Here is a 25,218-nt window from a genome sequence, read left to right as displayed (position 1 = left end):
CCTTTCACGGAGGAATCGCGATGAGGCGTTCCAGATCCTTGGCCTTTCTGGCCGTTTTGGTGCTCACCTTCACCGGCCTGATCACGGGCGGCGGCACCGCGAACGCGGCCAACCTGCTCCTCAACCCCGGCTTCGAGGCGGGCTCGACGTCCGGCTGGTCCTGCGCGGCGGGCGCGGCCGTGAGCACCCCGGTCCGTTCGGGCGGTTACGCCGTTTCGGTCACGCCCGGCTCGACGACCGGGAAATGCGCACAGACGGTATCCGTCCGGCCGAACACGACCTACGCGGTTTCCGCCTGGGTGAACGGGAACCCGGTGTACCTCGGGGTCACGGGCGGGCCGTCGACCTGGACGGCGGCGACCTCGTACACGCAGCTGTCGCTTTCGTTCACGACGGCGGCCACGCAGACGACGGCCGAGGTGTACGTCCACGGCTGGTACGGGTCGGGCACCTTCTACGCGGACGACATCAGCCTCGACGGGCCCGGCGGTGGCACCCCCGGTGCGCCGCCGACGCCGGGGAATCCGGCCGTGGGCACGGTGACGAATTCGTCGATCGCGCTGTCGTGGGGTGCCTCGGCGGGCACGGTGACCGGCTACCGCGTGTACGAGGGCGGGACCGTGGTCGCGACGGTGACCGGGACTTCGGCGACGATCTCGGGGCTGGCGGCCTGTTCCTCGCACAACTACTCGGTGGCCGCGTACAACAGCACGGGCGAATCGCCGAAGACGGCGGAGGCGAGCGCCACGACTTCCGGTTGCGTCGACACCGGTCTGCCGAAACACGCGCTGATCGGTTACCTGCACGCGAGCTTCGCCAACGGCTCCGGCTACACGCGGATGGCCGACGTCCCGGCGGCGTGGGACATCATCAACCTGGCCTTCGGCGAGCCGACTTCGGTGACCTCCGGCGACATCCGCTTCACGCGGTGCCCGGTCGCGGAATGCCCGGCCGTGGAAAGCGACGCGGACTTCATCGCCGCGATCCGCGCGAAGCAGGCGCAGGGTAAGAAGGTGCTGATCTCCATCGGTGGGCAGAACGGCCAGGTCCAGCTGACCACGACCGCGGCACGTGACGCTTTCGTCAGTTCGGTCTCGGCGATCATCGACCGGTACGGATTGAACGGGCTCGACATCGACTTCGAGGGCCACTCGCTGTACCTCAACTCCGGCGACAACGACTTCCGCAACCCGACCACGCCGGTGATCGTCAACCTCATTTCGGCACTGAAGACGCTGAAAGGCAAGTACGGAGCGGGATTCGTGCTCACGATGGCGCCCGAGACGTTCTTCGTGCAGACCGGCTACCAGTACTACGGCGGCCTCGGCGGCGCCGACAACCGGACCGGTTCGTACCTGCCGGTGATCCACGCGATGCGGGACGCGCTGACCGTCTTGCACGTCCAGGACTACAACTCCGGACCGGTGATGGGCCTGGACAACCAGTACCACTTCATGGGCGGCGCGGACTTCCACATCGCGATGACCGACATGATCAAGGCGGGCTTCACCGTGTCCTCGACCGGTTTCCGGTTCCCGGGGCTGCGGGAGGACCAGATCGCGTTCGGCCTGCCTGCCGCGGTGAGCGCGGGCAACGGGCACACCGCGCCCGCCGCGGTGCATTCGGCGCTGAACTGCCTGGTGAAGAACTCCGGCTGCGGGTCGTATTCCTTGCGCGGCGGCGCTTCGCCGGCGTTGCGCGGACTGATGACGTGGTCGATCAACTGGGACCGGTACTACGGCTGGGAGTTCCAGAACGCCCACGAACCGTTCCTGAACGCCCTGCCCTGACGGCTCGCGGTCGCGAGTGAAGGCCCCTTCGCAAGTAGGTGACTACTTGCGCAGTACGTGTAGGGCCCCTTCCTGTACCTAGGCGTAAGGAAGGGGTCCTTCATGTACTCCGGCTTGCGGGTCTTCGGTGTCAGTGAGGGGGCGGAGGTGGTTGCGAAAGACACTTTCGCAACCTTCAACGTTGCGAAAGTGGCTTTCGCAACACGTCTTGACCCACCAGGCCCGGCAAGAACCACATCGGCGGCGTCGTGAAGGCCCCCTCGCAAGTAGGTGACTAGTTGCGAAGGCCCAGCTCGCGACGAAAGGAGCGGGCCCGCACCGTGCAGCATCGGTGCGGGCCCGCGGTTCAAGGGGACGTCAGAAGGCCGCGGTGATCCGCGTGAAGTCCCAGTCGTTCTGAGCGATGCCACTGCAGTTCTCGGCGACCCCGCCGTTCGGGCAGCCCCGGTCACGGTTGGTCGACCAGAACGCGAGCCTGGCGATCTTGTTCGTCTTGGACCAGTCGGTGATCCGGGTCCAGGTGTCGAGACTCGTCAGTTCCCGCTGGTCCGAAAGACCGTTCATCCCGCTGATGCCGAGGTGGCTGTACGCCGTGGCGTCGTTCCACCCGAAGGTCGACTTCAGCTTGTCGCGCAGGCCGTTCGCGGCCTTGATGGTGTTCCCGTACATGTCCGCGCCACCACCGAAGTCGAACGGCATGATCGTGTAGACGTCGATCCCGGCGTTCAGCGCCTTCGACTGGTCGATGAGCCGGTTGCCCCAGGAGTTCGGGCCGCTGGTCGTCGTGCCGAAGGTGAGGATGGTCTGGATACCGGGGTTGTTCGCCTTCACGATCTTCAGCGCGTTCAGGACGCGGTCCTGCACCACCGCGTTCTCGAACTCGTCGGTGTTCTCGATGTCGATGTCGATCGCCTTGAGCGCGTAGGCGTCGATCACCTTCTGGTAGGCCCCGGCGAGCGCTTCCGGCGTCGAGCAGTTCGGGCCGAGCTTGTTGCCGCTCCACCCGCCGAAGGAGGGCACGATCTGCCCGCCCGCGGCCTTGATCTGCGCGATCGCGTTCGCGTCGACGCCGCCCTGCAGCGGACGGCTGCCGTCCCAAGCGGGATTGCAGCCACCGGACGACAGGATGAACGCCATCGTGAACCACTTGATCCCGGTCGCGTTCATGACCGTCTGCGGGTTCGGCGGGCTGCCCCAGCCCATGTACAGATACGGCGCGCCACGGCCGCCGGGCGGCGGCGGGGTGCTCGTGGTCGTCGTCGGAGAGGTCGTGGTCGTGGTGGTCGGCGTGGTGGTCGGGCCACCGCCGCCCGGATCGCAGGAACCACCGTTGATCTTGCAGTTCGCCGGGGCGACGTAGCCCCCGGAGTACTTGACGTTGAAGCCGAAACTGGTGGAACCGCCGTTGGAAAGGTTGCCGTTCCAGGTGTTCTTGACGGTCACGTGCTGTCCGGAGACCGAGTGGCTGCCGTCCCACAGCGAAGCGATCGAGTGCCCCGCGGGGAGGTCGAATTCGACCGTCCAGGAGGGAAGGCCCGATCCGGAGTTGTTGCTGATCGTGTACTTGCCCTCCCAGCCGGAGCCCCAATCGGAACCCTTGCTGAAGGCGGCGCCGACGCCGCCGGCCGCGGAGGCCGGCGCGATCACGAGGACCGCGCCGGCCGTTGCGGCAGCGGCGGCCAGGCCGACGGCCTGGATCCAAGTCCGCTTGCCCACTGTCAGACTCCTCAGTTCAGACCGTTGCGCATGGCCGAGACGAGTTCGCCGTTGGAGGTGTCACCACTGAGTTCCCAGAAGAACGCGCCGCCGAGACCCTGGTTCTTGGTCCAGCCCATCTTTCCGTTGATGGTCGCGGGAGTGTCGTAGCTCCACCAGTTGTTGCCGCACTTCGCGTACGCGGTGCCCGCGATCGTGCCGGTCGACGGGCAGCTGTTCTTGAGGATCTTGTAGTCCTCGATGCCCGCCTCGTAGGTGCCCGGTGCCGCTCCGGTCGCGGTGCCGCCCGGCGCGTCCTGCGTGACACCGGTCCAGCCTCGGCCGTAGAAACCGATACCCAGCAACAGTTTGCTCGCCGGGACGCCCTTGGCCTTGAGCTTCTGGATGGCGTCGTCGGAGTTGAAGCCCTGCTGTGGGATCCCGGGGTACGAGGTCAGCGGCGAGTGCGGGGCCGTCGGACCCTGCGCCGCCCAAGCGCCGAAGAAGTCGTACGTCATGACGTTGTACCAGTCGAAGTACGCCGAGGCGGGGCCGTAGTCGGCGACGTCGAGCTTGCCGCCGCTGCTGGCGTCCGCGGTGATCGCGGCGGTGACCAGGAACGAGGAACCGAACTTGGTGCGCAGCGCCTGAGCCACGTTCTTGATCGCGGCGGGACCGCTGGTGTCACAGGTGAGACCGCAGGCGTTCGGGTACTCCCAGTCGATGTCGATGCCGTCGAAGACGTCGGCCCACCGCGGGTCCTTGATCAGCTTGTAGCAGGACTCCGCGAACGCGGCCGGGTTCTTCGAAGCCTGGCCGAAGCCGCCGGACCAGGTCCAGCCACCGAACGACCACAGCACCTTCAGGCCCGGGTACATCTTCTTGAGCTTGCGCAGCTGGTTGAAGTTACCGCGCAGCGAGCCCGCGTCCCACGAGTCCGCGACACCGTCCACACTGGACCCGGCGTCGTAGAACTTGTCGTAGTCGGCGTAGGTGTCGTCATTCGCCGAGCAGGAGCCGTTGGTGACGTTGCCGAACGCGTAGTTGATATGCGTCAGCTTCGCCGCGGAACCGGAAGTGTGAATGTTCTTCACGTGATAGTTGCGGCCGTAGACGCCCCACTGCACGAAGTAACCGAGGTTCTTCTTCGCGCCCGGGTTCGGGTTCGAAGTCGTGGTGGTCGGCGGGTTGCTCGTGCTGGTCGACGTCGGGGGATTGGACGTCGTGGTGGTCGGGGTGGTCGGCGTCGTGGTCGGGTTGCCGCCACCCGGGTCGCAGGAGCCGCCGTTGATCTTGCAGTTGGCGGGCGCGGTGTAGGCGCCGGAGTACTTGACGTTGAAGCCGAAGCTGGTGGAACCGCCGTTGGAAAGGTTGCCGTTCCAGGTGTTCTTGACGGTCACGTGCTGGCCGGAGACGGTGTAGCTGCCGTCCCACAGCGAGGCGATCGAGTGGCCGGCCGCGAGGTCGAACTCGAGGGTCCAGTTGGTCAGGCTCGATCCCGAGTTATTGGTGATCGTGTACTTGCCTTCCCAGCCGGAGCCCCAGTCCGAGCCCTTGGTCAGGGTGGCTCCGACGCCGCCGGCCGCGTTCGCCGGCACGGTCACCAAACCGACCGCCAGCGCCGCCACGGCCGTGAACAGGCCGACCAGATGCCATCTTTTTCTCGACATTTCACTCCTTACAACCCGGTGCAGGGAAATGATCTTGGAGATGATTTCGTCAAAGGGAAATCGGCGACATCGCGTTGCCGCGGCCGGAGCCGGGCAGGCGGGGATGCGTCTTCATCGACCACCTCCATGCGGAAACGCTTTGTTGCGGGAGACGGTACGTGGTCTGGACCAATATGGGAAGCGTCACTACGCAGAGTGGTGATTTTCCTGCGAACGGCCTAATACGTTCGACAGCGTTAACCGTTCACTGGTTCGGTGCCGGTCAGTGGCGGAATTCGTCCATTTCGCCGAGCCTGGCGATATTCGCGGATTCGTCGGGGTCGGGCAGGACGCCGGAAAGGAACACCTCGGTGATTTCGACGGCCACGTCGGGGGCCAGCCGCTTGAGACTCAGCGCCAGCACATTGGCGTCGTTCCACTTGCGCGCGCCGGCGGCGATCCAGGTGTCCCAGGCCAGTGCCGCGCGCACCCCGGGGACCTTGTTGGCCGCGATGGCCGTACCCGTCCCGGTCCAGCACATCACCACGCCGAAGTCGGCCTCGCCCGCCACGACCGCCCTGCCGACCGCCGCGCCGAGTTCCGGCCAGACGTCCGACGTCGCCGGGCGGAACACCTCGTGGCCCGCCTCGGCGAGGTACGCCTGGACGGCGTCCGTGGTGGCGTTGCTGTCGTCGGCGGCGAAGGCGATCCTCATGTCCGGATCGTAACGCCGCGTCGACGGGTGACGAACCGGAAGTCATGGGAGGATCGCGGCGTGGACTCGTCTGCGGAGGAGCGCCAGGTCCAGCGTGACCAGGAGATCGCACGGACCCGGATTCTCGACACCGCCGCCCGCCTCATCGGCGAGGCAGGTTTCGCCCGGCTCAAGATCGGCATGATCTGCGCCAGGACCGGCTACCCCAGCGGCGTCGTCTACCAGCTGTTCGGCTCGAAGGAGACGCTGGTCCAGCGGCTCGTCGAGTTCGCCGCGGAGAAGTTCGCCGACGTCTTCAGCGCCGCCGTCGCCACCCGGACCGGTGGGCTGACGCCCAGTCCGATGGACATGCTGCGCGCTCTGCTGGACATCTTCTTCGAGCTGCTCACCGACATGCCGCCGCTGAACCGGGCGTTCGTGGTGCTGTGGACGGACGCGACCGTCGGCGATCCCGCGGTGCGGTCGGCGATGACCGAGGCCGATCGCCGGTACCGGTTCGCCATCGCGCAGACCGTCGCCGCCGGGATCGCGGACGGCTCCATCGGCGGCGTCCGCGATCCGGACGCGTACGCGGCGGCGCTCGTGGGGCAGCTGCGCGGAATCGCCGTGGCGGCGATCATCGATCCCGGCGGCATCGATCTGCGCGCCGTCCGTGCGGAGATGGAGTACGCCGTGGACAGGCTCGCCTAAACCTTCGTCAGCGCGGCCGCGCCGAAGGAAACGCTGAACCGTTCGCACCAGATGGTCACGCTCGAATACCGCGCCAGATCGGTGCCGGCGGGCAGCGTGTAGTTCTGGCTTCCCTTGTTGCCCTTGAGTTTCCCGGCGCTCACATACGCGCCGTCGTCGAACACGAACCAGCCGTCCTTGCCGGGGATGACCGGCGCGTCGGTGAGCCAGACCCGCAGATCCGGCCCGTTGCTCGTGTCGAGGTTCTCCAGGCGCAGCACCAGTGATCCGTCGGCCGCGCGCAGGATCCGGACGTCGCCGCTGGTCGTGTGCTCGTGACTGATCAGTGCGCCGGTGGCCACGACCGCGGGCTCTTTCGGGGCGGGCGTGGCACTTCCGGTGGTCTGAGTCGTCGGCTGAACCGACGGCTGGGCCGCGACGGGCAGGGCCTCCTGGACCGTTTCGTTCACCCAGAGCTTCCATGGCTGGAACCAGTAGAGGCCCGCGGCCACCGCCGCCACCAGTCCGACCGCCACCACGGCGAGCACCCGCTTGCGTTTCATGGGGGACATTCAACCGCGCGAACCGTCCGGATCGCCCGGTTCGCCTGGTTACCGACTTCTTACGACGCCTATGGAGAGCGCTGCTCTCGTCGGGCTGGGCGGGGTCACGGCTGGGTTTCGGTGCCTTGACCCGGTTCACGCCGCTTGACACGATGCCGATCTGAAAAGGGCATATCGGACGGAGGCCCCTCGATGGGTTCGGCGATGTTTTCCATTCTCCTGCCGATAGCGCTGGCGCTGGTCATGTTCGGGCTGGGGCTGACCCTGACCGTCGGCGACTTCACGCGCGTGCTGAAGTACCCGAAGGCCGCCGTCATCGCGCTGGTGTGCCAGATGATCGTGCTGCCCGTGATCTGCGTCGGCCTCATCATGCTGTTCGGGCTCGGCGGGGTGCTCGCGGTCGGCATGATGCTGCTCGTCGCCTCGCCCGGTGGGACGTCGGCGAACCTGTTCAGTCACCTCGCCGGCGGCGACGTCGCCCTCAACGTCACACTCACGGCGATCAACTCCGTGCTGGCCGTGTTCACCCTGCCGCTGGTCGTCGGCCTGTCGATGGCCGAATTCCTCGACGGCAGTGCCTCCGTCGGGCTCCAGCCCGCGAAGTTCGTGCAGGTGTTCGCGATCGTGCTGATCCCGGTCGTGATCGGGATGGCGGTGCGGCACCGGTTCACCGACTGGGCGGAGCGGATGCGCAAACCGGTCAAGATCGGCTCCGCCGTGGTGCTCGTCCTGGTGATCGCGGCGGCGATCGCGCAGGAGTTCCGGACGCTGGTGGACAACATCTGGACACTCGGGCCGGTGGCGCTGGCGCTCTCCGTGCTGAGTCTCGCGATCGGGTACTACGTGCCGCGGCTGTTCCGGGTGGACCGCGGGCAGTCGATCGCGTCCGCCATGGAGATCGGTGTCCACAACGCCACCCTCGCCATCGCCGTGGCGATCTCCGTGCTCGGCGACAAGGCGATGGCCGTACCGGCCGGGATCTACGGTGTGCTCATGTTCCTGCCCGCCGGGATCGCGGCCTTCCTGTTGTCCCGCGGCAAAGTGAGCGCGCCGGTCTGAGTTAGGTTCGGGGCGTGCCTCGTTTCCCCATCGGCGACCTCCTCGACGTGAACGGTGTAGCCGTCCATGTCCGTCAGGACGGTGCCGGGCCGCCGATACTGTTGCTGCACGGGTACTGCGGGTCGGTGCACTGGTTCGACAGGCTCACCCTCGGCCTGGCCGCGCGACATCGGGTGATCAGGGTGGATCTGCTGGGACACGGATGCACCGGTGGTTCTTCGGGTTTCGACGCGGCGTCGCAGGCACGTATGGTGGCCGCCGTCCTCGACGTTCTGGGTGTCGAGGACGTTCTGGTCGCCGGACACTCCTACGGTGCGGATGTCGCCTTGGCGCTGGCCGCGATCTCTCCGCGAGTCGGTTCCTTGGTGTTGATCGGACAGGCGCCGGACTACAGCTACGCGTCCTTTCCGCCGGGCAGTTCGGTGTTGCTGCCGATGGTCAGTACTCTCGTGCGGCTCGTCGCCCATCGGCGGTGGACCCGGTTCGCGTCCCGGTTCCGGCGGGTGAGCTGGTTCGACGATCCCTTGCAGGACTTGGCCGATCACGCCGTCACCGCGCCGGCGATGGCCCGGGTGGTTCTCGCGGAACGCGCGCGCTCGCTGGCCGCTCGGCCTCTCGACGCGCAGGCGGCGACTTTGGCGTTGCCGTGCTTGGTGATTCTCGGACGACGGGACCGTTTTTACGACTGTGAAAAGACTTTCGCCCGGTACTCGGCGATCGGGGCTCGGGTGGAGGTCGTCGAGGGCGCCGGGCACTCGCCGTTCTTGGAGCGGCCGGGCGAGGTGGCTCGGCTGCTTCGTGAGTTCAGGGGGTCGTGAGTGGCGTTTCGGGTTCTAACCCGAAACGCCACTCACGACCACCTCGACTCAAGACCAGCGCACGCTCGCGTCACCGATCGCCTTGTCCAGGATCCCCAGCCCTTCCGCCAGTTCGTCCTCCGTCGCGGTCAACGGGGGAGCGATCCGGAAGACCCCGCCCATTCCCGGCAGCTGCACGATGTTCATGTGCAGTCCCAGTTCGAGACAGCGCCGCGTGACCAGTGCGCCCAGTTCGTCGGAGCTTTGCTTGGTGGCACGGTCCACGACGAGTTCCACGCCGACCAGCAGGCCGCGGCCGCGGATGTCGCCGACGACGGGGTGCCGGGTGGCGAGGTCGTCGAGTCCGCGGCGGAGGAAGGCGCCCAGTTCGGTGGCGCGTTCGTCGAGGCGGTCGCGGGTGAGGACGTCGAGCACGGTGTTCCCGACGGCCGCCACCAGCGGATCCGCGACGTGCGTGGTGAAGAACAGGTAGCCGCGGTCATGCGCTTCCTGCTCGATTTCCGCGCTCGTGATCACCGCCGCCAGCGGGAGTCCCGCGCCGAGCGTCTTGGACAGCGTGAGGATGTCGGGGACGACGCCGTCGCGCTCGAAGGCGTACCAGTTTCCCGTGCGGCACAAGCCGGTCTGTGCTTCGTCGAGGATCAGCAGCATCCCGCGTTCGCGACACTTCTCTTGCAGAGCGGCGAAATAGCCCACAGGCGGCTCGATGATGCCGCCCGAGCTGAGGATCGGTTCGACGACGCACGCCGCGAGGCTGCCGACGGACTGGGCGTCGATCATCTCGAATCCGAAGTCCAGTTGCCGCTTCCAGTCCAGTTCCCCGTCCGGGGTGAGGAAGTCCGGCCGATAGGAATTCGGCGCGGGGATGGCGAAGTTGCCGGGCGCGGACGGGCCGTAACCCTTGCGGCCCGCGCTGTAGGTCGCGCTCGCCGCCGCCTGCGTCATGCCGTGCCAGGACCTGGCGAAAGACACGATCTCGTGCTTGCCCGTCACCAGTTTGGCCATCCGGATCGCGGCCTCGTTCGACTCCGCCCCGGTGGTCAGCAGCAACGCCTTTTCCAGCGGTGACGGCAAAGTCTCGGCCAGCCGTCGCGCGAGGTCGACGACGGGGCGGCTCAGCATCCCGCTGAACAAGTGGTCGAGCGAGCCGATCTGCCGCCGCACGGTCTCGACGATCTCGGGATGCGAATGCCCGAGGATCGCGCTCATCTGCCCGGAGGTGAAGTCGAGGATCCGCCGCCCGGACTCGGTGAACAGGTAGCTCCCGGCGGCGTGGTCGATGATCTCGCGGGTGAAGTCGCCGGCCCCGGCGTAGCGCACGAGGTGCCGGTCGGCGTCGGCCCAGAAACGGTCGGCGGTGGACAGGTCGGTGTGGGGAGCAGCCATGTTCCGACGGTAAATCGGATCCGAGCGACACGTCCATCTCACGATTCCGGCTGTGCTGTTCGGCTGATCCGTACAACAATGGCGTCCATGCTCAACCCCTGGAGGCTCAGCCTGCTGAGCAGGCTGGACACGCTCGGCACCGTCCGCGCGGTCGCGAAGGCGGCCAACCTGAGCGCGTCGAGCGTGTCCCAGCAGCTCGCGGTCCTTGAGGCCGAAACACGTACCCAGCTGCTGGAACGCACCGGCCGCCGCGTCCGGCTGACCCCGGCAGGCCGGATGCTGGCCCGCCGCGCGAGGGAGATCCTCGACCACATGGACACCGTCGAGGCCGAGTTGCGCGGTCTCGGCGAGGGGCCGGCGGGGCTCGTCCGCCTCGGCGCCTTCCAGAGTTCGATCCACACCATCGCCGTCCCCGCGGTGAACCGGCTGGCGCGCTCGCATCCGCGCCTGCAGATCGAACTGCTCGAACTCGAACCGCACGTCAGCATGCCCGCGCTCCGCGTCGGTGACGCCGACGTCATCATCACCACCACGGACTTCGTCGAACAGCCGCTGGGTCCCGACATCGAGCTCGTGCCGCTCGCGACCGACCCGATCGTGCTCGTCGTCCCGACCGGGCATCCGGCGGCGGGTCGTGGCCCCGCCGACCTCGCCGCCTACGCGAGCGAGCCATGGGCGTTCGACATCCCCCGGTCGTACATGGCGAATCTCGCCACCCGGCTCTGCCGCGAAGCCGGTTTCGAGCCGCGCGTGATCGCCCGGTTCAGCAACTACATGATGACCTTGCAGCACGTCGAGGCCGGGCTTTCGATCGCTCTCCTGCCCGGCCTCGCCGTCGACCGGCGCTACCGCGTCGCCACCCGTGAGCTCGCGACACCGGTCGACCGCGCCATCACCGCGGCGATCAGGCGCGGGTCCGCGCCTCGCGCCGCTGTCGACCTGGTTCTCGAGGCGATCCGGAGTCATCCGGAGCTGCCGCTGTGAACCCGTGCCGCCGCGCCACCAGCACCACGGCGAGCGTCGGCACGAGCAGTACCAGGACACTCCACGGGAACGAACCGGCACCGAAGCCGTCGAGGAGGACGCCGCCGGCGATCCCGCCGCCCGCCATCGCCGCGTTCCACAGGGTGACCAGCATGGCCTGCGCGATGTCCGCCGCGCCGCCCTTGTCGCCCGCCTGTGCGGCCGCGGTCTGCAGCAGTGTCGGGATCCCGCCCCAGCCGAGTCCCCACAGTGCCACGGCGACGTAGACCAGCGCCGGACTTTCGCCCAGCAGAGCCAAAATCGTCGCCCCGAGCGCTACGAGAAGTGTGCTCGCGACGGTCAGCGGGCGCAGCCGCCGGTCGATCCCGACGCCGACGAACCAGATGCTGACCATCGACGCCAGCCCGAACACCAGCAGGATCCGATCCACCGAACCGCCCATCGACACGTGCTCGAGGAAGGTGGCGATGTAGGTGTAGAGGATGTTGTGCGCCAGCACGAACGTCAGCGTCACGAACAGGACCGCGGCCACGCCCGGCACGGCGAGGGTCTTGCGCACCGGGAGCCTGCCGCCCTTGGCCTGCCCGGGGAAATCGGGGACGGCCAGCGTGATCCAGCCGAGCAGGACGAGCGCGAGCGCCGACATGAGCGAGAACGTAACCTGCCAGCCGAGGAGGCCGCCAAGGAAGGTGCCGGCGGGGATGCCGAGAGAGAGTGCGAGCGGGATGCCGGTCATCACGATGGCGATCGCCTTGCCCCGCACCGGTTCCGGCGCCAGCCGACGGGCGTAACCCGTCAGCAGTGCCCACACCACGCCCGCCGCGATCCCGGCGACGAACCGCGCGCCGAGGGTCAGGGGGTAGTTCGTGGACAGTGCCGTGACGGTGTTGGCGACGGCGAAACCGGCCACGCCTGCCAGGAGCAAGCGTTTGCGGCGCCAGCCCGCGGTGGCGGCGGACAGGGGGATCGCGGTGAGCGCGGTGCCGATCGCGTACACCGTCACCAGCTGCCCTGTCGCCGCTTCGCCGACGCCGAGGCCGGCGCTCATCGCGGGCAGCACCCCCGCGGGCAGGGCTTCGGTGAGGACGGTGACGAACGCCGCCGTGGTCAGCGCGAGCAAGGCGCCGAGCGGGAGTTTCGGAGTCATGACCGTATGCTCGAACCATCACATAGATGTGAAGGTCAAGTCGGCCGGGGTGAGGTGGCGCACATGCGGATCGGGGAGCTGTCGGAGCGGACGGGGACGTCGCGCCGTCTGCTGCGGTACTACGAAGAGCAGGGTCTCATCATCTCGGAGCGGCAGGCCAACGGCTACCGCGACTACGGCGAGTCTTCGGTGGACCGGGTCATCCAGGTCCGCGGCCTGCTCGACGCCGGGCTGCCGACCAGGATCATCAAGCAGATCCTGCCGTGCCTGGACAAACCCCGGCAGATCTACTTCCCGGACGCGACCAGGGAGATGCTCGAGACCCTGGAGGCCGAACGCGACCGGATGACCCGGCGTGCCGAATGCCTGCTGCGCAACCGGGACGCCATCACCGAGTACCTCGACGCCGTCCGCGCCTACGACCCGGCGTCCTGAGCCGGAGGGACTTTCCCCGCACGGTCTTGACAGGGTGAGAAAGCGCTTTCAGGATGTGGGCAGGAAAGCGCTTTCAAAGGAGAACGGATGACCACGCGGAAACTCGGCGTCGTGATGAACGGCGTCACCGGGCGGATGGGCTATCGGCAGCACCTGGTGCGCTCGGTCCTGGCGATCAGGGAGGCCGGCGGGGTCGAGCTGGCCGACGGGTCGCGGGTCCAGCTGGAGCCGGTTTTGGTGGGGCGCAACGCGGACAAGCTCGAGGAGATCGCCACCAGGCACGGGCTCACCCGCTGGACCACCGACCTCGACGCCGCCCTCGGCGACGACGACCTCCCGCTCTACTTCGACGCGCAGCTGACCGCGGTCCGCGAGAAGTCGATCATCCGCGCCATCGACGCCGGCAAGCACATCTACACCGAGAAGCCGGTGGCCGAGTCGGTCGAAGGCGCGCTCGCGCTGGCACGGCACGCCGAGGCGGCCGGGGTCAAGAACGGCGTCGTCCACGACAAGCTGTACCTGCCCGGCCTGCTCAAGTTGAAGCGCCTGATCGACAGCGGTTTCTTCGGCCGGATCCTCTCCGTGCGCGGCGAGTTCGGCTACTGGGTCTTCGAGGGCGACTGGCAGGCGGCGCAGCGTCCCAGCTGGAACTACCGTGCCGAAGACGGCGGCGGCATCGTCGTCGACATGTTCTGCCACTGGAACTACGTGCTGGAGAACCTCTTCGGCGCCGTCAACGCCGTGACCGCGAAGGCCGTCACGCACATCCCGGAGCGCGTCGACGAGAAGGGCGACCGGTACGCCGCGACGGCCGACGACTCCGCGTACGCGATCTTCGAGCTCGAAGGCGGGATCATCGCCCAGCTCAACTCGTCCTGGTGCGTGCGGGTCCACCGCGACGAACTGGTCGAGTTCCAGGTCGACGGCACCAAGGGCAGCGCGGTCGCGGGCCTGCACAAATGCGTCATCCAGCCGAGGGAGGCCACCCCGAAGCCGGTGTGGAACCCGGACCTCGCCGAGACGCGGTCGTACCGTTCGCAGTGGCAGGAAGTGCCGGACAACGAGGACTTCGGCAACGGTTTCCGCGCGCAATGGGAGCAGTTCGTCCGCCACGTCGTGGACGACGCGCCGCACCCCTACGACTTCATGGCAGGGGTGCGCGGCATCCGGCTCGCTGAGGCCGGTCTGGAGTCGTCACGCGAGAACCGCCGGATCTCGCTGGGCTAGCGGCCGAAAACCGCGCCCGGGTCTTCGGCGATCAACACGGAGATCTCCCGGATCTTGCGGTTCGTGTGCTGTGACGCCTCGGTGAGCCAGCGGAAGGCTTCTTCGGCGTTCAGCTCCAGACGTGCCATCACGATGCCCTTCGCGGTGGCGATGGCGTCCCTGGTCTCCAGCGCGGCGACCAGGGTCTCCGCCTGTCGTTCGGCGGCGGCCCAGCGGGACGCGGTCAGGATGATCGCCGAGATCGCCGAGGTGAACATCGCGACCAGCGCCGCCTCGACCGGGTCGAAGGCGTTCTTCTGGAAACTCCAGACGTTGAGGGCGCCGGAGAGCGGCTCGTTTTCGCGCCGCCTGAAGTGGGATTCGTCGGGGACGAACAGCGGGCAGCTCAGCGAGGTCCGCACGCCGAGCTGTTCGGCGGCGGCCGCGAAATCCGGCCAGCGTCCGGCTGTCTCGTCGTCCAGCCGGGTCCTGACGATCGTGCCGCTCTCGGCGGCTTTCAGGCAGGGGCCTTCGTCCGCGCTGTACTGCGCCTTGTCCAGGGGCAGCAGTGATTGGTCGGTGGTGGCGACGGTGCTCGGTTCGTCGCCGGAGTACAGCGTGACCGTCGCCCCGTCCGCACCCGGCAGCAGGCCGGCCACCTTCTTCGCCACCCGTTCCAGCAACTCGTCGCGAGGCTCGTCGAGCCGCATCGACTCGGTGAGCTCCCGCAACGCCGAAGCGGTGTCGCGAAACTGATCCATCGTGGCCCTTCCCCTCGGGCGGCGGATTTCGCCGACCACCAGAACGTACTCGTTCCGGCTAGCCGGGCATTGGCCGATTCGGGCTAACCCGTGGCCGGTGACCCGCCGGTTCGCCTGTCATCAGACCCTCGCCGCGGGTGAGCCCGGACAGCCGCTGTTCGAACCGGGCGACCTCTCCCGTGGGCAGGACACCGGTCGCCCCGCGTCACCGAGCCGGTGACGGTGCCACCGTGTTCGACCAGCCGGGAGAGCGTCGCGATCACCGCATCGGCAGCGCCTCTTCCAGCACGAACGGGGTGATCTTGCGGAAGTCGCCCGCCGGTACGCAGGCGACACCGAGACGTTCGGCGAGATCGGTGAGAAGGCCCTCGTACCGGGCACCTGCCCTGTCGAGCTTGTTGGCGAAGATGTCGATCAGGTTGACGTGCAGCTCGCCGATGCGGAAGGCGGCCACTGCCGAGCGGATGGTGATGCCGCGGCTGCGTTCCAGCTCCAAACGTACGGCTCGGGGACTCGACAGCTCGGTGCACGCCGTTCTCCATCTTCTGAGGGAAACACCTGGTCAGGCCAGGCGTTGACTTGCGCCGCCCCATGGGCTGTAATTCTTGAACATTTCAGCGCAAGAACATGACAAGAGTCAGGAAGATTCCGCTCAGTCCCCTCCCGGAACAGAGGAATGTCATGAGAACGAAGCGCCTTCTGACGCACGCGGTGACGTTTGCCGCCCTGTCCCTCCTCCTCGCTCCACCTGCCGTCGCGGCGAACGGCGCTCCAGTGCCGGCCGCCGTCGTGACTCCCGCCGCCGCCGAAGCCGCCGACGCGACGTACACGGCCAGCAGCCAGCTGCCGGGCTATGCCGTGTCGAACGTCGGAGACGGCAACCAGGCCACCTACTGGGAAAGCAACAACAACCAGTTCCCGCAGTGGATCCAGGCCGACCTCGGCGCGGCGACGAACATCGCCCGGCTCGTGCTCAAACTGCCCTCCGGCTGGGAAGCCCGCACGCAGACCTTCGCTGTGCAGGGCAGCGCGAACGGTACGAGCTTCACCGACCTCGTGCCGTCGGCGGGCCACCGGTTCGACCCGGCGACCGGCAACACGGTCACCCTCGACGTCACCGGGAACACCCGCTTCGTGCGGCTGAACATCACCGCCAACACCGGATGGCCCGCCGCCCAGCTCTCGGAGTTCGAGGTGCACGGCCCGGCGGGCGGGGACACGCAACCGCCGTCCGCGCCGGGGAATCTCGCCTACACCGAGCCTTCGAGCGGCAAGATCCGGCTCACTTGGTCGGTATCGACGGACAACACCGGTGTCACGGGCTACGACGTCTACGCCAACGGGCAGCTTCGCGGTGCCGTCGCCGGTGACGTCCTGACCTACACCGACGACCAGCCGGACAGTGCGACGGTGGCGTACGCCGTGCGCGCTCGCGACGCGGCGGGCAACCAGTCGGCGAGCAGCGGCACCGTGACCAGGACCGGTACGCGGGCAGGGACGAATCTCGCGCTGGGCAAGCCGATCACGGCATCTTCGGTGCAGCACGGCTATGTCGCGGCCAACGCCAACGACGACTCCGTGACCACCTATTGGGAGGGCGCGGCGTACCCGAATCAGCTGACCGTGGCGCTCGGATCCAACGCCGACCTCGACCGCGTCGTGGTCAAGCTCGACCCGGATCCGGCCTGGGCTCAGCGCACGCAGACGATCGCCGTCGAAGGACGTGACCAGGGCGCGGCCGCGTTCACCACGCTGGTGCCCGCGCAGACGTACACCTTCACTCCTTCGAGCGGGAACACCGTGACGATCCCGGTCGGTGGCCGCGCCGCCGACATCCGCCTGCGAATCACCGCCAACTCCGGCGCCCCCGGCGGACAGGCCGCGGAATTCCAGGTCTTCGGCGTTCCCGCGCCGAACCCCGACCTGACGGTTTCGGGCGTGTCCTGGTCGCCGCGGAACCCGGTGGAGACCGACGCGATCACCGTGTCGGCGACCGTTCGCAACGCCGGGACCGCGCCCTCGGGGGCGACGGACGTGAACCTCTACCTGGGCACGACGAAGGTCGGCACCGCACCCGTCGGCGCTCTCGCGGGGGGAGCGTCGGCGACGGTGTCGGCGGACATCGGCGTCAGGGAGGCGGGCAGCCACCAGCTCACCGCGAAGGTGGACGAGGCCAACGCCGTCATCGAGCAGGACGAGAGCAACAACTCCTACACCGGTTCGGCGGCACTCGTCGTCAGCCCGGTGCAGAGCTCCGACCTCGTCGCGGCCACCGCTTGGTCGCCGAACAACCCGACGGTGGGTGACACCGTGACCTTCACCGCCACGGTGCGCAATCAGGGCACGGTCGCTTCGGCGGGCGGCGCCCACGGCGTCACGGTGACGATCACCGATCAGAACGGCACCGTCGTCAAGACGCTCACCGGCTCGTACACCGGCGCGATCGCCGCGGGGGCCACCGCGCCGCCGGTGAACGCCGGCACCTGGACCGCCGGAAACGGCCGGTACACGGTCAAAACGGTCGTCGCGAACGACACCAACGAGCTGCCCGCCAAACAGGGCAACAACACGAGCACGCAGGCGCTGTTCGTCGGCCGCGGCGCGAACCTGCCCTACGACATGTACGAAGCCGAGGACGGCGTGGTCGCGGGCGGCGCGTCCGTGATCGGCCCGAACCGCAAGATCGGTGATCTCGCGGGCGAGGCGTCGGGCCGCAAGGCCGTGACGCTGAACTCGACCGGCTCCTCGGTCGAGTTCACCACCCGCGCGGCCACGAACACCCTGGTGACCCGGTTCTCGATGCCGGACGCCGCGGGCGGCGGCGGGCAGAACTCGACGCTGAACGTCTACGTCGACGGCACGTTCCTGAAAGCCATCGACCTGACTTCGCGCCACGCCTGGCTTTACGGCCCCGAAGCGGGGCCGAACAACTCGCCGGGTTCCGGGCCCGCTCGCCACATCTACGACGAGGCCAGCATGCTGCTCGGCACCACGGTGCCCGCCGGGCACAGGATCAAGCTGCAGAAGGACGCCGGCAACGGCTTGAACTACGCGATCGACTTCGTGAACTTCGAGCTGGCCACCGCGGCCGCGAACCCCGACCCGGCACGCTACGCCGTCCCGGCCGGGTTCACGCAGCAGGACGTGCAGGCCGCGCTGGACAAGGTCCGCCAGGACCCGAACCTCACCGGCGTCTTCCTGCCGCCGGGGCAGTATCCGATGACCAGCAAGGTCACCGTGTACGGAAAGCCGGTCACGGTGCTCGGCGCCGGGCCCTGGTTCACGAGGTTCACCGCGCCCGCCGGGCAGGAGAACACCGACATCGGGTTCGACGCCCAGGCGAGCGCGAGCGGTTCGACGTTCGGCGGGTTCGCCGTGTTCGGGAACTACACCTCCCGCATCGACGGCCCCGGCAAGGTCTTCAACTTCACGAACGTCACGAACATGACCATCGACGACATCTGGGTGGAGCACCAGATGTGCCTGCTCTGGGCGACCAATGTGGACAACACGACGGTGAAGAACTCGCGCATCCGCGACATGTTCGCCGACGGCGTCAACTTCACCAACGGCAGCACGGGAAACCGGGTCACCAACAACGAGGCCCGCTCCACCGGCGACGACAGTTTCGCGCTGTTCGCCGCCACGGACCTCAACGCCGGCAACCAGTACGACAACGTGTTCGAGAACCTGACCGTGCTGCTTCCGTGGCGCGCGGCCGGGCTGGCGGTGTACGGCGGGTACAGCAACACCTTCCGCAACCTCTACATCGCGGACACGCTGACGTACTCGGGGATCACGATCAGCTCGCTCGACTTCGGCTACCCGTTCCTCGGGTTCGGCCCGCGGCCGACGACCGTCCAGAACGTCTCGCTGGTTCGCGCCGGCGGTCATTTCTGGGGACAGCAGACGTTCCCCGCGATCTGGATGTTCTCCGCGTCCAAGGAGTTCCGCGGTATCCGGGTGTCCGATGTGGACATCCAGAGCCCGACGTACAGCGGCATCATGTTCCAGACCAAGTACACCGGCAACCGGCCGGAGAACCCGGTCGAGGACACGGTGCTGACGAACGTGTCGATCACCGGCGCGCACCGCAGCGGTGACGAGTTCGACGCGAAGTCGGGGATCGGGATCTGGGTCAACGAACTGCCGGAACCGGGGCAGGGCCCGGCCGTCGGCTCGGCGACGTTCACGGGGCTCACCTTGAACGACAACGCCGAGGACATCAGGAACAAGACGAGCACGTTCACGATCAACCGCAACTGAGTGCCCGCCTCGGCCCGCGCTCAGGCGGACCGGCGTGTCGTGAAGGGCCCCTTTGAGACGATCATCGTCTCAAAGGGGCCCTTCACGACATCCCCACGGACCAGGGCCTGGCATCAACCGCAGCCGGAACCCACGTAGGTACCTGAGACACCCTCGGTTCTAACCGTCCTTACCCCTCACGAGGCAACGTTGCTGAAGTGCGGAATCCGTGCTTCACTCTTTGGCGTGCCCTACCGACGCACCCCGAAGACGCAGGCAAGACTGGACTCCCAGCGAGGGGAGATCCTGGTCGCGGCCATCGCGCTGCTGGCCGAGACCGGCTACGCGGGCTGCTCCATGGCCGCGGTCGCGGCGCGGGCGGGGGTCGGCACAGGCAGTGTGTATCGGCAGTTCCCGTCGAAGGCCGACCTCGTCGTCGAGGTCTTCCGCGAGGTGGTCTCCCGGGAAGTCGACGCCGTCGAAGCCGCCGCGTCCGAAGGCGACGTCCGGGAGCGGGTGGTCGCGGTGATCGAGACCTTCGCCGGTCGGGCGTTGAAGGCACCGAGGCTGGCGTACGCGTTGCTGGCCGAACCGGTCGACGCCGTGGTGGAGGCCGAACGGCTGGTCTTCCGCCGCGCGTTCCGCGAGGTCATCGCCAGGAACATCGCCGACGGCGTCCAAAAAGGACTGCTGCCGCCACAGGACGCGGAAGCGACCGCCGCGGCGCTCGTCGGCGCGGGCGCGGAAATGCTGGTCGGGCCGCTGGCCGGGGAAAGCGGACCGGACACGATCCCGCATCTGGTCACGTTCACCCTTCGGGCGCTGGGAGGCTCCGATGGAGCTTGAGACGCTCACTTACCGCGTCGAAGACCGGAAGGCCTATCTGACGTTGAACCGTCCCGAGCGGCTCAACGCGATCAACGACGTCATGCCCCGCGAGATCCGGCAAACCGTGGAGCGGGCGAACGAGGACGACGCGGTCCGCGTGATCGTGGTGCGCGGCGAAGGCCGGTCCTTCTGCGCCGGATACGACCTCAAACAGTTCGCGGAGGAAGACGCCGAAGGCCGCTGGAACCAGGGCCCGGCCTGGGATCCGGTCAAGGACTACCGGGTGATGAAGCGCAACACCGACGACTTCTTCAGCCTGTGGCGCTCGCTGAAGCCCACCATCTGCCAGGTGCAGGGACACGCGATCGCCGGCGGCAGCGACATCGCGCTGTCGTGCGACGTGCTGATCATGGCGGCCGACGCGCGTATCGGCTATCCGCCCGCACGGGTGTGGGGCTGCCCGACGACCGGGATGTGGGTCTACCGCGTCGGCACTCAGCGCGCGAAGCGGATGCTGCTCACCGGCGACACCATCGACGGCACCACCGCGGCGGAGTGGGGACTCGCGCTCGAGGCGGTGGAAGCCGGGCGGCTCGAAGCCGCCGTCGAGGAGCTGGCCGACCGGATGGCCGGCGTGCCGACGAACCAGCTGGTGATGCAGAAGCTGATGATCAACCAGGCCTACGACAACATGGGCCTCTCCGGCACGCAGACGCTCGCGACGCTTTTCGACGGCATCACCCGGCACACCCCGGAAGGCCGCTGGTTCCGCGAATTCGCCGAACGCGATGGTTTCCACGAGGCGGTGGCCTACCGCGATTCCGGACAGGTCATCCCGGACGGCGGCGGACCGCTGCCCGAGCACACGGATCCGAGGAGGTCGTCTTGACCGCGAACGCCGAAAGCGAACGTGTCGCCGAGCGCCTGCAGCGCTCCTCCGCACGGCTTTCCTACGACCCGGACGTCGACGTCGACTGGCTGGCACCCCTGGTCGATGGGGCGTACGGCAAGGCCCCGGAACGATGTTCCTTGTACGGCACCGAATTGTGGGAGCGTCTCGACGAAAGCCGGCGCGCCGAGCTGAGCCGTCAGGAGGCCGCGGCCGCCGCGGCGTCGGGTATCTGGTTCGAGCTGATCCTCATGCAGGGCCTCGTGCGGCACGTCTACAACAGCGATCCGACGACCCACAACGCCCAGTACGCGCTCACCGAGATCGCCGACGAATGCCGTCACAGCACCATGTTCGCCCGCTCGATCGAGAAGAGCGGCGGCGTCGTGCGGCGCCCGAGCCGCTCGGCGCACCGCGCGGGCAAGGTGTTCGGCGCGGTCTGCGGTCCGGCGCTGCTGTTCGCCGGCGCCATCTACGTCGAAGAACTCGCCGACGGCATGCAGCGCGAGATGATGCGTGACTCCAGCCTGCAACCGATGATCCGGATGATCTCCCGGATCCACGTCATCGAAGAGGCACGCCACATCAGCTTCGCGAAGGACGAATTGGGCCGGGCCTGGGCAAGGCACGGCCGCGTCGGCCGCGAACTGATCCGCTGGGCGATCGCCGGCATGGCCTACGTCGCGACTTCGGAGCTGCTGCACCCCAAGGCATACACCGCTGTCGGACTCGACCCCCGCGAAGCCCGCCAGGTCGCCGCCGCGAATCCGCACTGGCGTCGGACCAAGGCGTCGTGGGCGGCCAAGGCCGTCGAACACTTCACCGAGATCGGCCTCATCGGGGGCCCGAGCCGCCGGCTCTGGCGCCGCGCCGGCGTCCTCGACTGAACAAGGAAGGCAACTCCATGTCCTCACGCACCGGCCAGGTCCTCGGCCTCGGCATCGCCGCGACCGGTCTCGCCCACTTCGCCGCTCCGGCGGCCTTCGAACCCGTCACGCGGATGGCCTTCGCCGACGACGTCCGCAACTGGACCTATCGCAACGGCGCCACCGAAGTCGCCATCGGCCTGGCGATCGCGGCCCGCCCCACCCGGAAGGCCGGGTTCGCCGGGCTGGCCGTCTACGCCGGTTGGCTGGCGAAGCGAGTCCTCGCCCGGCGCTGACGTGCCGGGATGAAGCCACCGTCACTGGCGGTATCCGTTCTGGGTGGACGATCAACGTCGCTGGCCCGGTATGACTTTTACCCCAGTCGTACGCATATTCCGGGGTGGTGCTCGATCTGGTGACCGTGCACGGCGAACCTCAGGGTGTTTCCGTCGCTCGCCCATGGCCAGCGCCGAAGCGACAGCGAACCAGGCCGGGGCGGCCCGAGGTCTGTGTCTCATCCGTCCTGAAGGGCAATTGACGGGGCTCCTGGAGGAGGCTGCGGCCGCGTTGCTGACGGCACCATCGACGGGGATGAACGAGCACTCTCGTCGGGAAGTGATCAGCCATCGGTGGGGCTGCCTCTTCAGAGGCGTTCGATGCGGTCGGCCTGCGGGCCCCGGTCGCTGTGACGCACCGCGTACCGGACCCGGTCACCCTTCTGCAGCGGCTCCGATCCCATGATCACGGACGCGTGGGCGAAGAGATCGTCGCCGCCTGCGTCCGGGGTGATGAAGCCGAAGCCGCGGTCGCTGTCGTAGCGCGCGACGACGCCCTCGCCGCCTCGTACGGGCACGTCCCGCGCCGCCGGCCCTGCGGCCGCGGCAGGTGCCGACCGCTGCGGCGCCGTCTGGGGCTCGGTGCCCCGGACCAGGTGCACGTCGCGGGCCTGCGGGCCCTTGTCTCCACTGGCCACCTCGTAGGCGACGCGGTCGCCCTCCGCGAGCCACGTCAGCCCCTCGGCCAGGGCCCGGGCGTGAACGAAGACGTCCCCGGCGCCGGAGTCGGGGTTGATGAAGCCGAAGCCCTTGTCCTCGTCGTACCAGGCCACCGTGCCGTCGGCACCGTCCGCGATACCAGCCGCAGCGGGTGAGCCGGCCCCTGCTCCCAGCGGGATCACGTGCTCGGCCTGCGGGCCGCGCTCGCCTTCGACGATCAGGAAGGCCACCCGCTGTCCCTCGGTGACCACGCCGCCGGTCACGATGGCGGAGCTGTGCACGAAGATGTCGGCGCCGCCGCCGTCCGGCGACGCGAAGCCGTACCCCTTGCCCGGCTCGTACCAGTTGACGGTGCCGAGCAGGCCCACGACGCTGCCGGTGGCCGCATCGGCGGTGACGCGAACGCGCAGCGCCTGGGGCCCGCGGTCGTTCTCGCCGACCTCGAACACGACGGCCTGACCCTCGCGGAGCACTTTCGCGCCGCCGTCCCCGACGATCTCGGAGGCGTGCACGAACACGTCCGGCGAGCCGTCCTCGGGCGCGAGGAAGCCGAAACCCCGTTCGGCGTCGAACCAACGGACGGTCCCTTGCGGCATAAAAGGCTCCAGGTCGAGAGGGCGGGCACTGGCCCCCAGTCTCCCTGACAGACCTCCGGTCCGTCGGGCCGGGCCCACAGGCGGGCGGTGCGGAGCCAGGGGCGGGCCGTTGGTTCACCTAGCGACACGCCGAGTTTGAGACCTGGTCTAAGTCGCCGCACGCCAGATGGGCGTTACCAAGATCCCGCAAGGCTCCAATGTCTGCCGAACCCGCGCCGGGCCCATGGCGCGACTCCGATACTTTTGCCGTTCGCAGGGGAACTACAGCGCTACACGGCCCTTAACGAGACCTCCGGAGAGTGGTTATCGGCCGGTCCACGCACGCTGACGGGACGTGCCCAGCCCACACCTCCTGGCTTCTTCGTCCCAGACCTCGGCGCTAGTGGCTCTCGTCGCGCGGTCGGAGCGCGTACCCCGGAACCCACTGACCTGCCCTCGCGCCGCCGCGCCCCTCATTGATCATGAACTGAACCCAGCCGAACCAGTAGCCGGTCGTGCTGACCTTCCACATCGAGAGTTCGCCGCGGACCTCCGCCTGGAGTCTGACGTGGAGCTATCGAACAAAGGTTCGATTATGCATGACCTCGAGGTGCTCGCAACCCTGTCCGGTGTGCCATGTACGCCCCCATGCGTTGCATCGCCGCCGGATGCCCCGACGGCGGTGTGGTGCTCGACCCGTTCAGTGGCGCCGCCACCACCGGTCTGGCCGCGAGGAAGCTCGGACGGAATTACATCGGTATCGACCTCAACCCGGATTTTCACGACATCGGCCTCCGCCGGCTCGGCCTGACGGCCGGTGAAGATGAGGTCGCGGCATGACGGACCCGCATCCGACCAGTCAGGGGCGACACAGCCCTGCCGCCTTCGCTGATGGGACCGGGATCGTGTTCGGCTGTGCCTGGGGGACGCTCGGGAAGTCCTTGCCGCCATGCCCGCGGAGTCGGTGGATTGCGTGGTGACGTCTCCACCGTATTGGGGTTTGCGCGACTACCGGGTCAACGGTCAGCACGGCGCGGAGCCCACGATCGAACAGTACGTCGAGCGGCTCGCCGATGTCTTCGACGAAGTCCGGCGGGTGCTGACACCGGTGGGGACGGCATGGCTGAATCCCGGCGACAGCTTCGGTGGCTCGTGGGGGAACTACGTCGCCCGCGGGTCCGTTGCCCGGACGGCGTCAGTCCGCTCGGCGCAGGCATACGGAGTGCACCGGCCGCCCCAGTCGAGGTATCGCGCGAAGGATCTGATCGGGGTCCCGTGGCGTGTCGCGTTCGCCTTGCAGGACCGGGGCTGGGTGTTGCGGAACGCGGTGGTGTGGGCGAAGACCAACGGGCGTCCGGAGAGCGTCCGCGACCGCCTGTCCCAGCGCTACGAGTCGGTCTTCCTCTTCGCCCGAGACGATGAGCACTGGTTCCGCGGCGTCGATGCCGCAGGAGTTGAGTCGGACGTCTGGACGGTCGCGGCGGACCGCGGCCGCACGGGGCATCGCGCGGCGGGAACCGTGGAGATCGCCCGCCGCTGTGTGCGGCTCGGATGCCCGGATGGCAGCGTCGTGCTCGATCCCTTCTCCGGCAGCGGAACGACCGGCATTGCCGCGCTCGCACAGGGCTGCTCGTTTATCGGGATTGATCTGGCTCCCGAGTGCCATGCCCTGGCCCGGCGCCGGCTCGGCGGCTTCCTGGAGGAGTCGTGAACCCGGATGCCGAAAGGTTCACGACGTTGACCTTGGACGAGGTCGCGGCGCTGCCCGCTGTTGTCGATTTGATGACTGCCGCACGTGCGTTGGGGATCGGCCGGACCACGGCCTACGGCCTGGCCCGCAACGATGACTTTCCCTGCCCGCTGTTGCGCGTCGGTGGTGAGTACCGCGTACCCACCACCGGGCTCCTGCGCGCGCTGGGTGTTGATCCATCCATCAGGTGAAT

General features: G+C 68.1%; 24 protein-coding genes and 1 pseudogene. 15 read left to right on the top strand and 10 right to left on the bottom strand.

Going from position 1 to position 25,218, the window contains the following annotated elements; genetic code table 11:
• Nucleotides 1-20 precede the first annotated feature (20 nt).
• Nucleotides 21-1,790 carry a chitinase gene (locus tag DL991_RS25950; RefSeq protein ID WP_125786907.1) on the top strand — a complete coding sequence of 590 codons (1,770 nt, stop codon included), beginning with the start codon at nt 21-23 and terminating at the stop codon, nt 1,788-1,790.
• Between the two features lie 357 nt (nt 1,791-2,147).
• Here DL991_RS25950 and DL991_RS25945 read toward each other — a convergent pair whose 3' ends face one another.
• The 3 genes from DL991_RS25945 to DL991_RS25935 form a co-directional block, all read right to left on the bottom strand.
• Nucleotides 2,148-3,506, bottom strand: a complete 1,359-nt coding sequence (locus tag DL991_RS25945) for a cellulose binding domain-containing protein (RefSeq protein WP_199754050.1) — start codon at nt 3,504-3,506, stop codon at nt 2,148-2,150.
• Nucleotides 3,507-3,517: 11 nt separating this feature from the next.
• The gene (locus DL991_RS25940; RefSeq protein ID WP_125786906.1) at nt 3,518-5,155 is read right to left on the bottom strand and encodes a glycosyl hydrolase family 18 protein; all 1,638 of its coding nucleotides are present in this window, start codon (nt 5,153-5,155) and stop codon (nt 3,518-3,520) included.
• Between the two features lie 262 nt (nt 5,156-5,417).
• Nucleotides 5,418-5,849: an RpiB/LacA/LacB family sugar-phosphate isomerase gene (locus DL991_RS25935; RefSeq protein WP_125786905.1), complete on the bottom strand. Its 432-nt coding sequence runs from the start codon at nt 5,847-5,849 to the stop codon at nt 5,418-5,420.
• A 60-nt stretch (nt 5,850-5,909) separates the two neighbouring features.
• Here DL991_RS25935 and DL991_RS25930 point away from each other — a divergent pair, with 60 nt between their 5' ends.
• The gene (locus DL991_RS25930) at nt 5,910-6,539 is read left to right on the top strand and encodes a TetR/AcrR family transcriptional regulator (protein WP_125786904.1); all 630 of its coding nucleotides are present in this window, start codon (nt 5,910-5,912) and stop codon (nt 6,537-6,539) included.
• On the opposite strand, the gene DL991_RS25925 is transcribed toward DL991_RS25930, so the two are convergent.
• Nucleotides 6,536-7,081 (bottom strand): DM13 domain-containing protein, encoded by a 546-nt coding sequence (locus DL991_RS25925; RefSeq protein ID WP_125786903.1) that lies wholly within the window; start codon nt 7,079-7,081, stop codon nt 6,536-6,538. The genes DL991_RS25930 and DL991_RS25925 overlap by 4 nt on opposite strands.
• A gap of 192 nt (nt 7,082-7,273) precedes the next feature.
• Between DL991_RS25925 and DL991_RS25920 the strand changes: the two genes are divergently transcribed.
• Both DL991_RS25920 and DL991_RS25915 read left to right on the top strand, forming a co-directional pair.
• On the top strand, nt 7,274-8,140 hold the full coding sequence (locus DL991_RS25920) for a bile acid:sodium symporter family protein (RefSeq protein ID WP_125786902.1): 867 nt from the start codon (nt 7,274-7,276) through the stop codon (nt 8,138-8,140).
• A gap of 14 nt (nt 8,141-8,154) precedes the next feature.
• Nucleotides 8,155-8,958, top strand: coding sequence for an alpha/beta fold hydrolase (locus DL991_RS25915; RefSeq protein ID WP_125786901.1), 804 nt, complete (start codon nt 8,155-8,157; stop codon nt 8,956-8,958).
• Nucleotides 8,959-9,006: 48 nt separating this feature from the next.
• On the opposite strand, the gene DL991_RS25910 is transcribed toward DL991_RS25915, so the two are convergent.
• A complete protein-coding gene (locus DL991_RS25910; RefSeq protein ID WP_125786900.1) occupies nt 9,007-10,344 on the bottom strand; it encodes an aspartate aminotransferase family protein in 1,338 nt (445 codons plus the stop codon).
• A gap of 87 nt (nt 10,345-10,431) precedes the next feature.
• On the opposite strand from DL991_RS25910, the gene DL991_RS25905 reads away from it, so the two are divergent.
• Complete coding sequence (locus DL991_RS25905) at nt 10,432-11,328, top strand: LysR family transcriptional regulator (protein ID WP_125786899.1); 897 nt, start codon at nt 10,432-10,434, stop codon at nt 11,326-11,328.
• Here the strand turns inward: DL991_RS25905 and DL991_RS25900 are convergent.
• Nucleotides 11,249-12,475: an MFS transporter gene (locus DL991_RS25900; protein ID WP_125786898.1), complete on the bottom strand. Its 1,227-nt coding sequence runs from the start codon at nt 12,473-12,475 to the stop codon at nt 11,249-11,251. The genes DL991_RS25905 and DL991_RS25900 overlap by 80 nt on opposite strands.
• A 63-nt stretch (nt 12,476-12,538) precedes the next feature.
• Here DL991_RS25900 and DL991_RS25895 point away from each other — a divergent pair, with 63 nt between their 5' ends.
• Together DL991_RS25895 and DL991_RS25890 are read left to right on the top strand one after the other, a co-directional pair.
• Nucleotides 12,539-12,910: a MerR family transcriptional regulator gene (locus tag DL991_RS25895; protein ID WP_125786897.1), complete on the top strand. Its 372-nt coding sequence runs from the start codon at nt 12,539-12,541 to the stop codon at nt 12,908-12,910.
• 87 nt (nt 12,911-12,997) lie between these two features.
• Nucleotides 12,998-14,137, top strand: a complete 1,140-nt coding sequence (locus tag DL991_RS25890) for a Gfo/Idh/MocA family protein (RefSeq protein WP_125786896.1) — start codon at nt 12,998-13,000, stop codon at nt 14,135-14,137.
• Here the strand turns inward: DL991_RS25890 and DL991_RS25885 are convergent.
• Together DL991_RS25885 and DL991_RS43450 are read right to left on the bottom strand one after the other, a co-directional pair.
• Nucleotides 14,134-14,877 (bottom strand): GAF and ANTAR domain-containing protein, encoded by a 744-nt coding sequence (locus DL991_RS25885; RefSeq protein WP_125786895.1) that lies wholly within the window; start codon nt 14,875-14,877, stop codon nt 14,134-14,136. The genes DL991_RS25890 and DL991_RS25885 overlap by 4 nt on opposite strands.
• A 259-nt stretch (nt 14,878-15,136) precedes the next feature.
• Nucleotides 15,137-15,373, bottom strand: a complete 237-nt coding sequence (locus DL991_RS43450; protein WP_233598979.1) for a hypothetical protein — start codon at nt 15,371-15,373, stop codon at nt 15,137-15,139.
• Between the two features lie 185 nt (nt 15,374-15,558).
• On the opposite strand from DL991_RS43450, the gene DL991_RS25875 reads away from it, so the two are divergent.
• The 5 genes from DL991_RS25875 to DL991_RS25855 all read left to right on the top strand — a co-directional run bounded on the left by DL991_RS25875 (nt 15,559) and on the right by DL991_RS25855 (nt 22,001).
• The gene (locus DL991_RS25875) at nt 15,559-19,143 is read left to right on the top strand and encodes a discoidin domain-containing protein (protein ID WP_125786894.1); all 3,585 of its coding nucleotides are present in this window, start codon (nt 15,559-15,561) and stop codon (nt 19,141-19,143) included.
• Between the two features lie 225 nt (nt 19,144-19,368).
• Nucleotides 19,369-19,968 (top strand): TetR/AcrR family transcriptional regulator, encoded by a 600-nt coding sequence (locus DL991_RS25870; RefSeq protein WP_125786893.1) that lies wholly within the window; start codon nt 19,369-19,371, stop codon nt 19,966-19,968.
• The gene (locus DL991_RS25865; RefSeq protein WP_125786892.1) at nt 19,958-20,839 is read left to right on the top strand and encodes a crotonase/enoyl-CoA hydratase family protein; all 882 of its coding nucleotides are present in this window, start codon (nt 19,958-19,960) and stop codon (nt 20,837-20,839) included. Before DL991_RS25870 ends, DL991_RS25865 begins: the two co-directional genes overlap by 11 nt.
• Nucleotides 20,836-21,726: a diiron oxygenase gene (locus DL991_RS25860; protein ID WP_125786891.1), complete on the top strand. Its 891-nt coding sequence runs from the start codon at nt 20,836-20,838 to the stop codon at nt 21,724-21,726. Before DL991_RS25865 ends, DL991_RS25860 begins: the two co-directional genes overlap by 4 nt.
• Before the next feature lie 17 nt (nt 21,727-21,743).
• Nucleotides 21,744-22,001, top strand: coding sequence for a hypothetical protein (locus tag DL991_RS25855; protein WP_125786890.1), 258 nt, complete (start codon nt 21,744-21,746; stop codon nt 21,999-22,001).
• Nucleotides 22,002-22,348: 347 nt separating this feature from the next.
• Here DL991_RS25855 and DL991_RS44020 read toward each other — a convergent pair whose 3' ends face one another.
• On the bottom strand, nt 22,349-23,068 hold the full coding sequence (locus tag DL991_RS44020; RefSeq protein ID WP_370307663.1) for a cold-shock protein: 720 nt from the start codon (nt 23,066-23,068) through the stop codon (nt 22,349-22,351).
• Between the two features lie 30 nt (nt 23,069-23,098).
• Nucleotides 23,099-23,296: pseudogene (locus DL991_RS43430) on the bottom strand (cold-shock protein); the annotation flags it as partial.
• Between the two features lie 615 nt (nt 23,297-23,911).
• Here DL991_RS43430 and DL991_RS25845 point away from each other — a divergent pair.
• The 3 genes from DL991_RS25845 to DL991_RS25835 all read left to right on the top strand — a co-directional run bounded on the left by DL991_RS25845 (nt 23,912) and on the right by DL991_RS25835 (nt 25,216).
• Nucleotides 23,912-24,115, top strand: a complete 204-nt coding sequence (locus DL991_RS25845; protein ID WP_125786888.1) for a DNA methyltransferase — start codon at nt 23,912-23,914, stop codon at nt 24,113-24,115.
• Between the two features lie 136 nt (nt 24,116-24,251).
• Entirely contained in the window at nt 24,252-24,986 is a 735-nt protein-coding gene (locus tag DL991_RS25840) for a site-specific DNA-methyltransferase (protein WP_233598978.1), read from the top strand.
• Nucleotides 24,983-25,216, top strand: coding sequence for an AlpA family transcriptional regulator (locus DL991_RS25835; protein ID WP_233598977.1), 234 nt, complete (start codon nt 24,983-24,985; stop codon nt 25,214-25,216). The genes DL991_RS25840 and DL991_RS25835 overlap by 4 nt, the downstream gene beginning before the upstream one ends.
• Nucleotides 25,217-25,218: the final 2 nt, after the last annotated feature.

The organism is Amycolatopsis sp. WAC 01375, assembly GCF_003947325.1.
In the GTDB taxonomy this organism is placed as follows: domain Bacteria; phylum Actinomycetota; class Actinomycetes; order Mycobacteriales; family Pseudonocardiaceae; genus Amycolatopsis.
The sequence above is the reverse complement of the archived record's forward strand: the minus strand, read 5'-3'. Positions and strand labels throughout refer to the sequence as shown.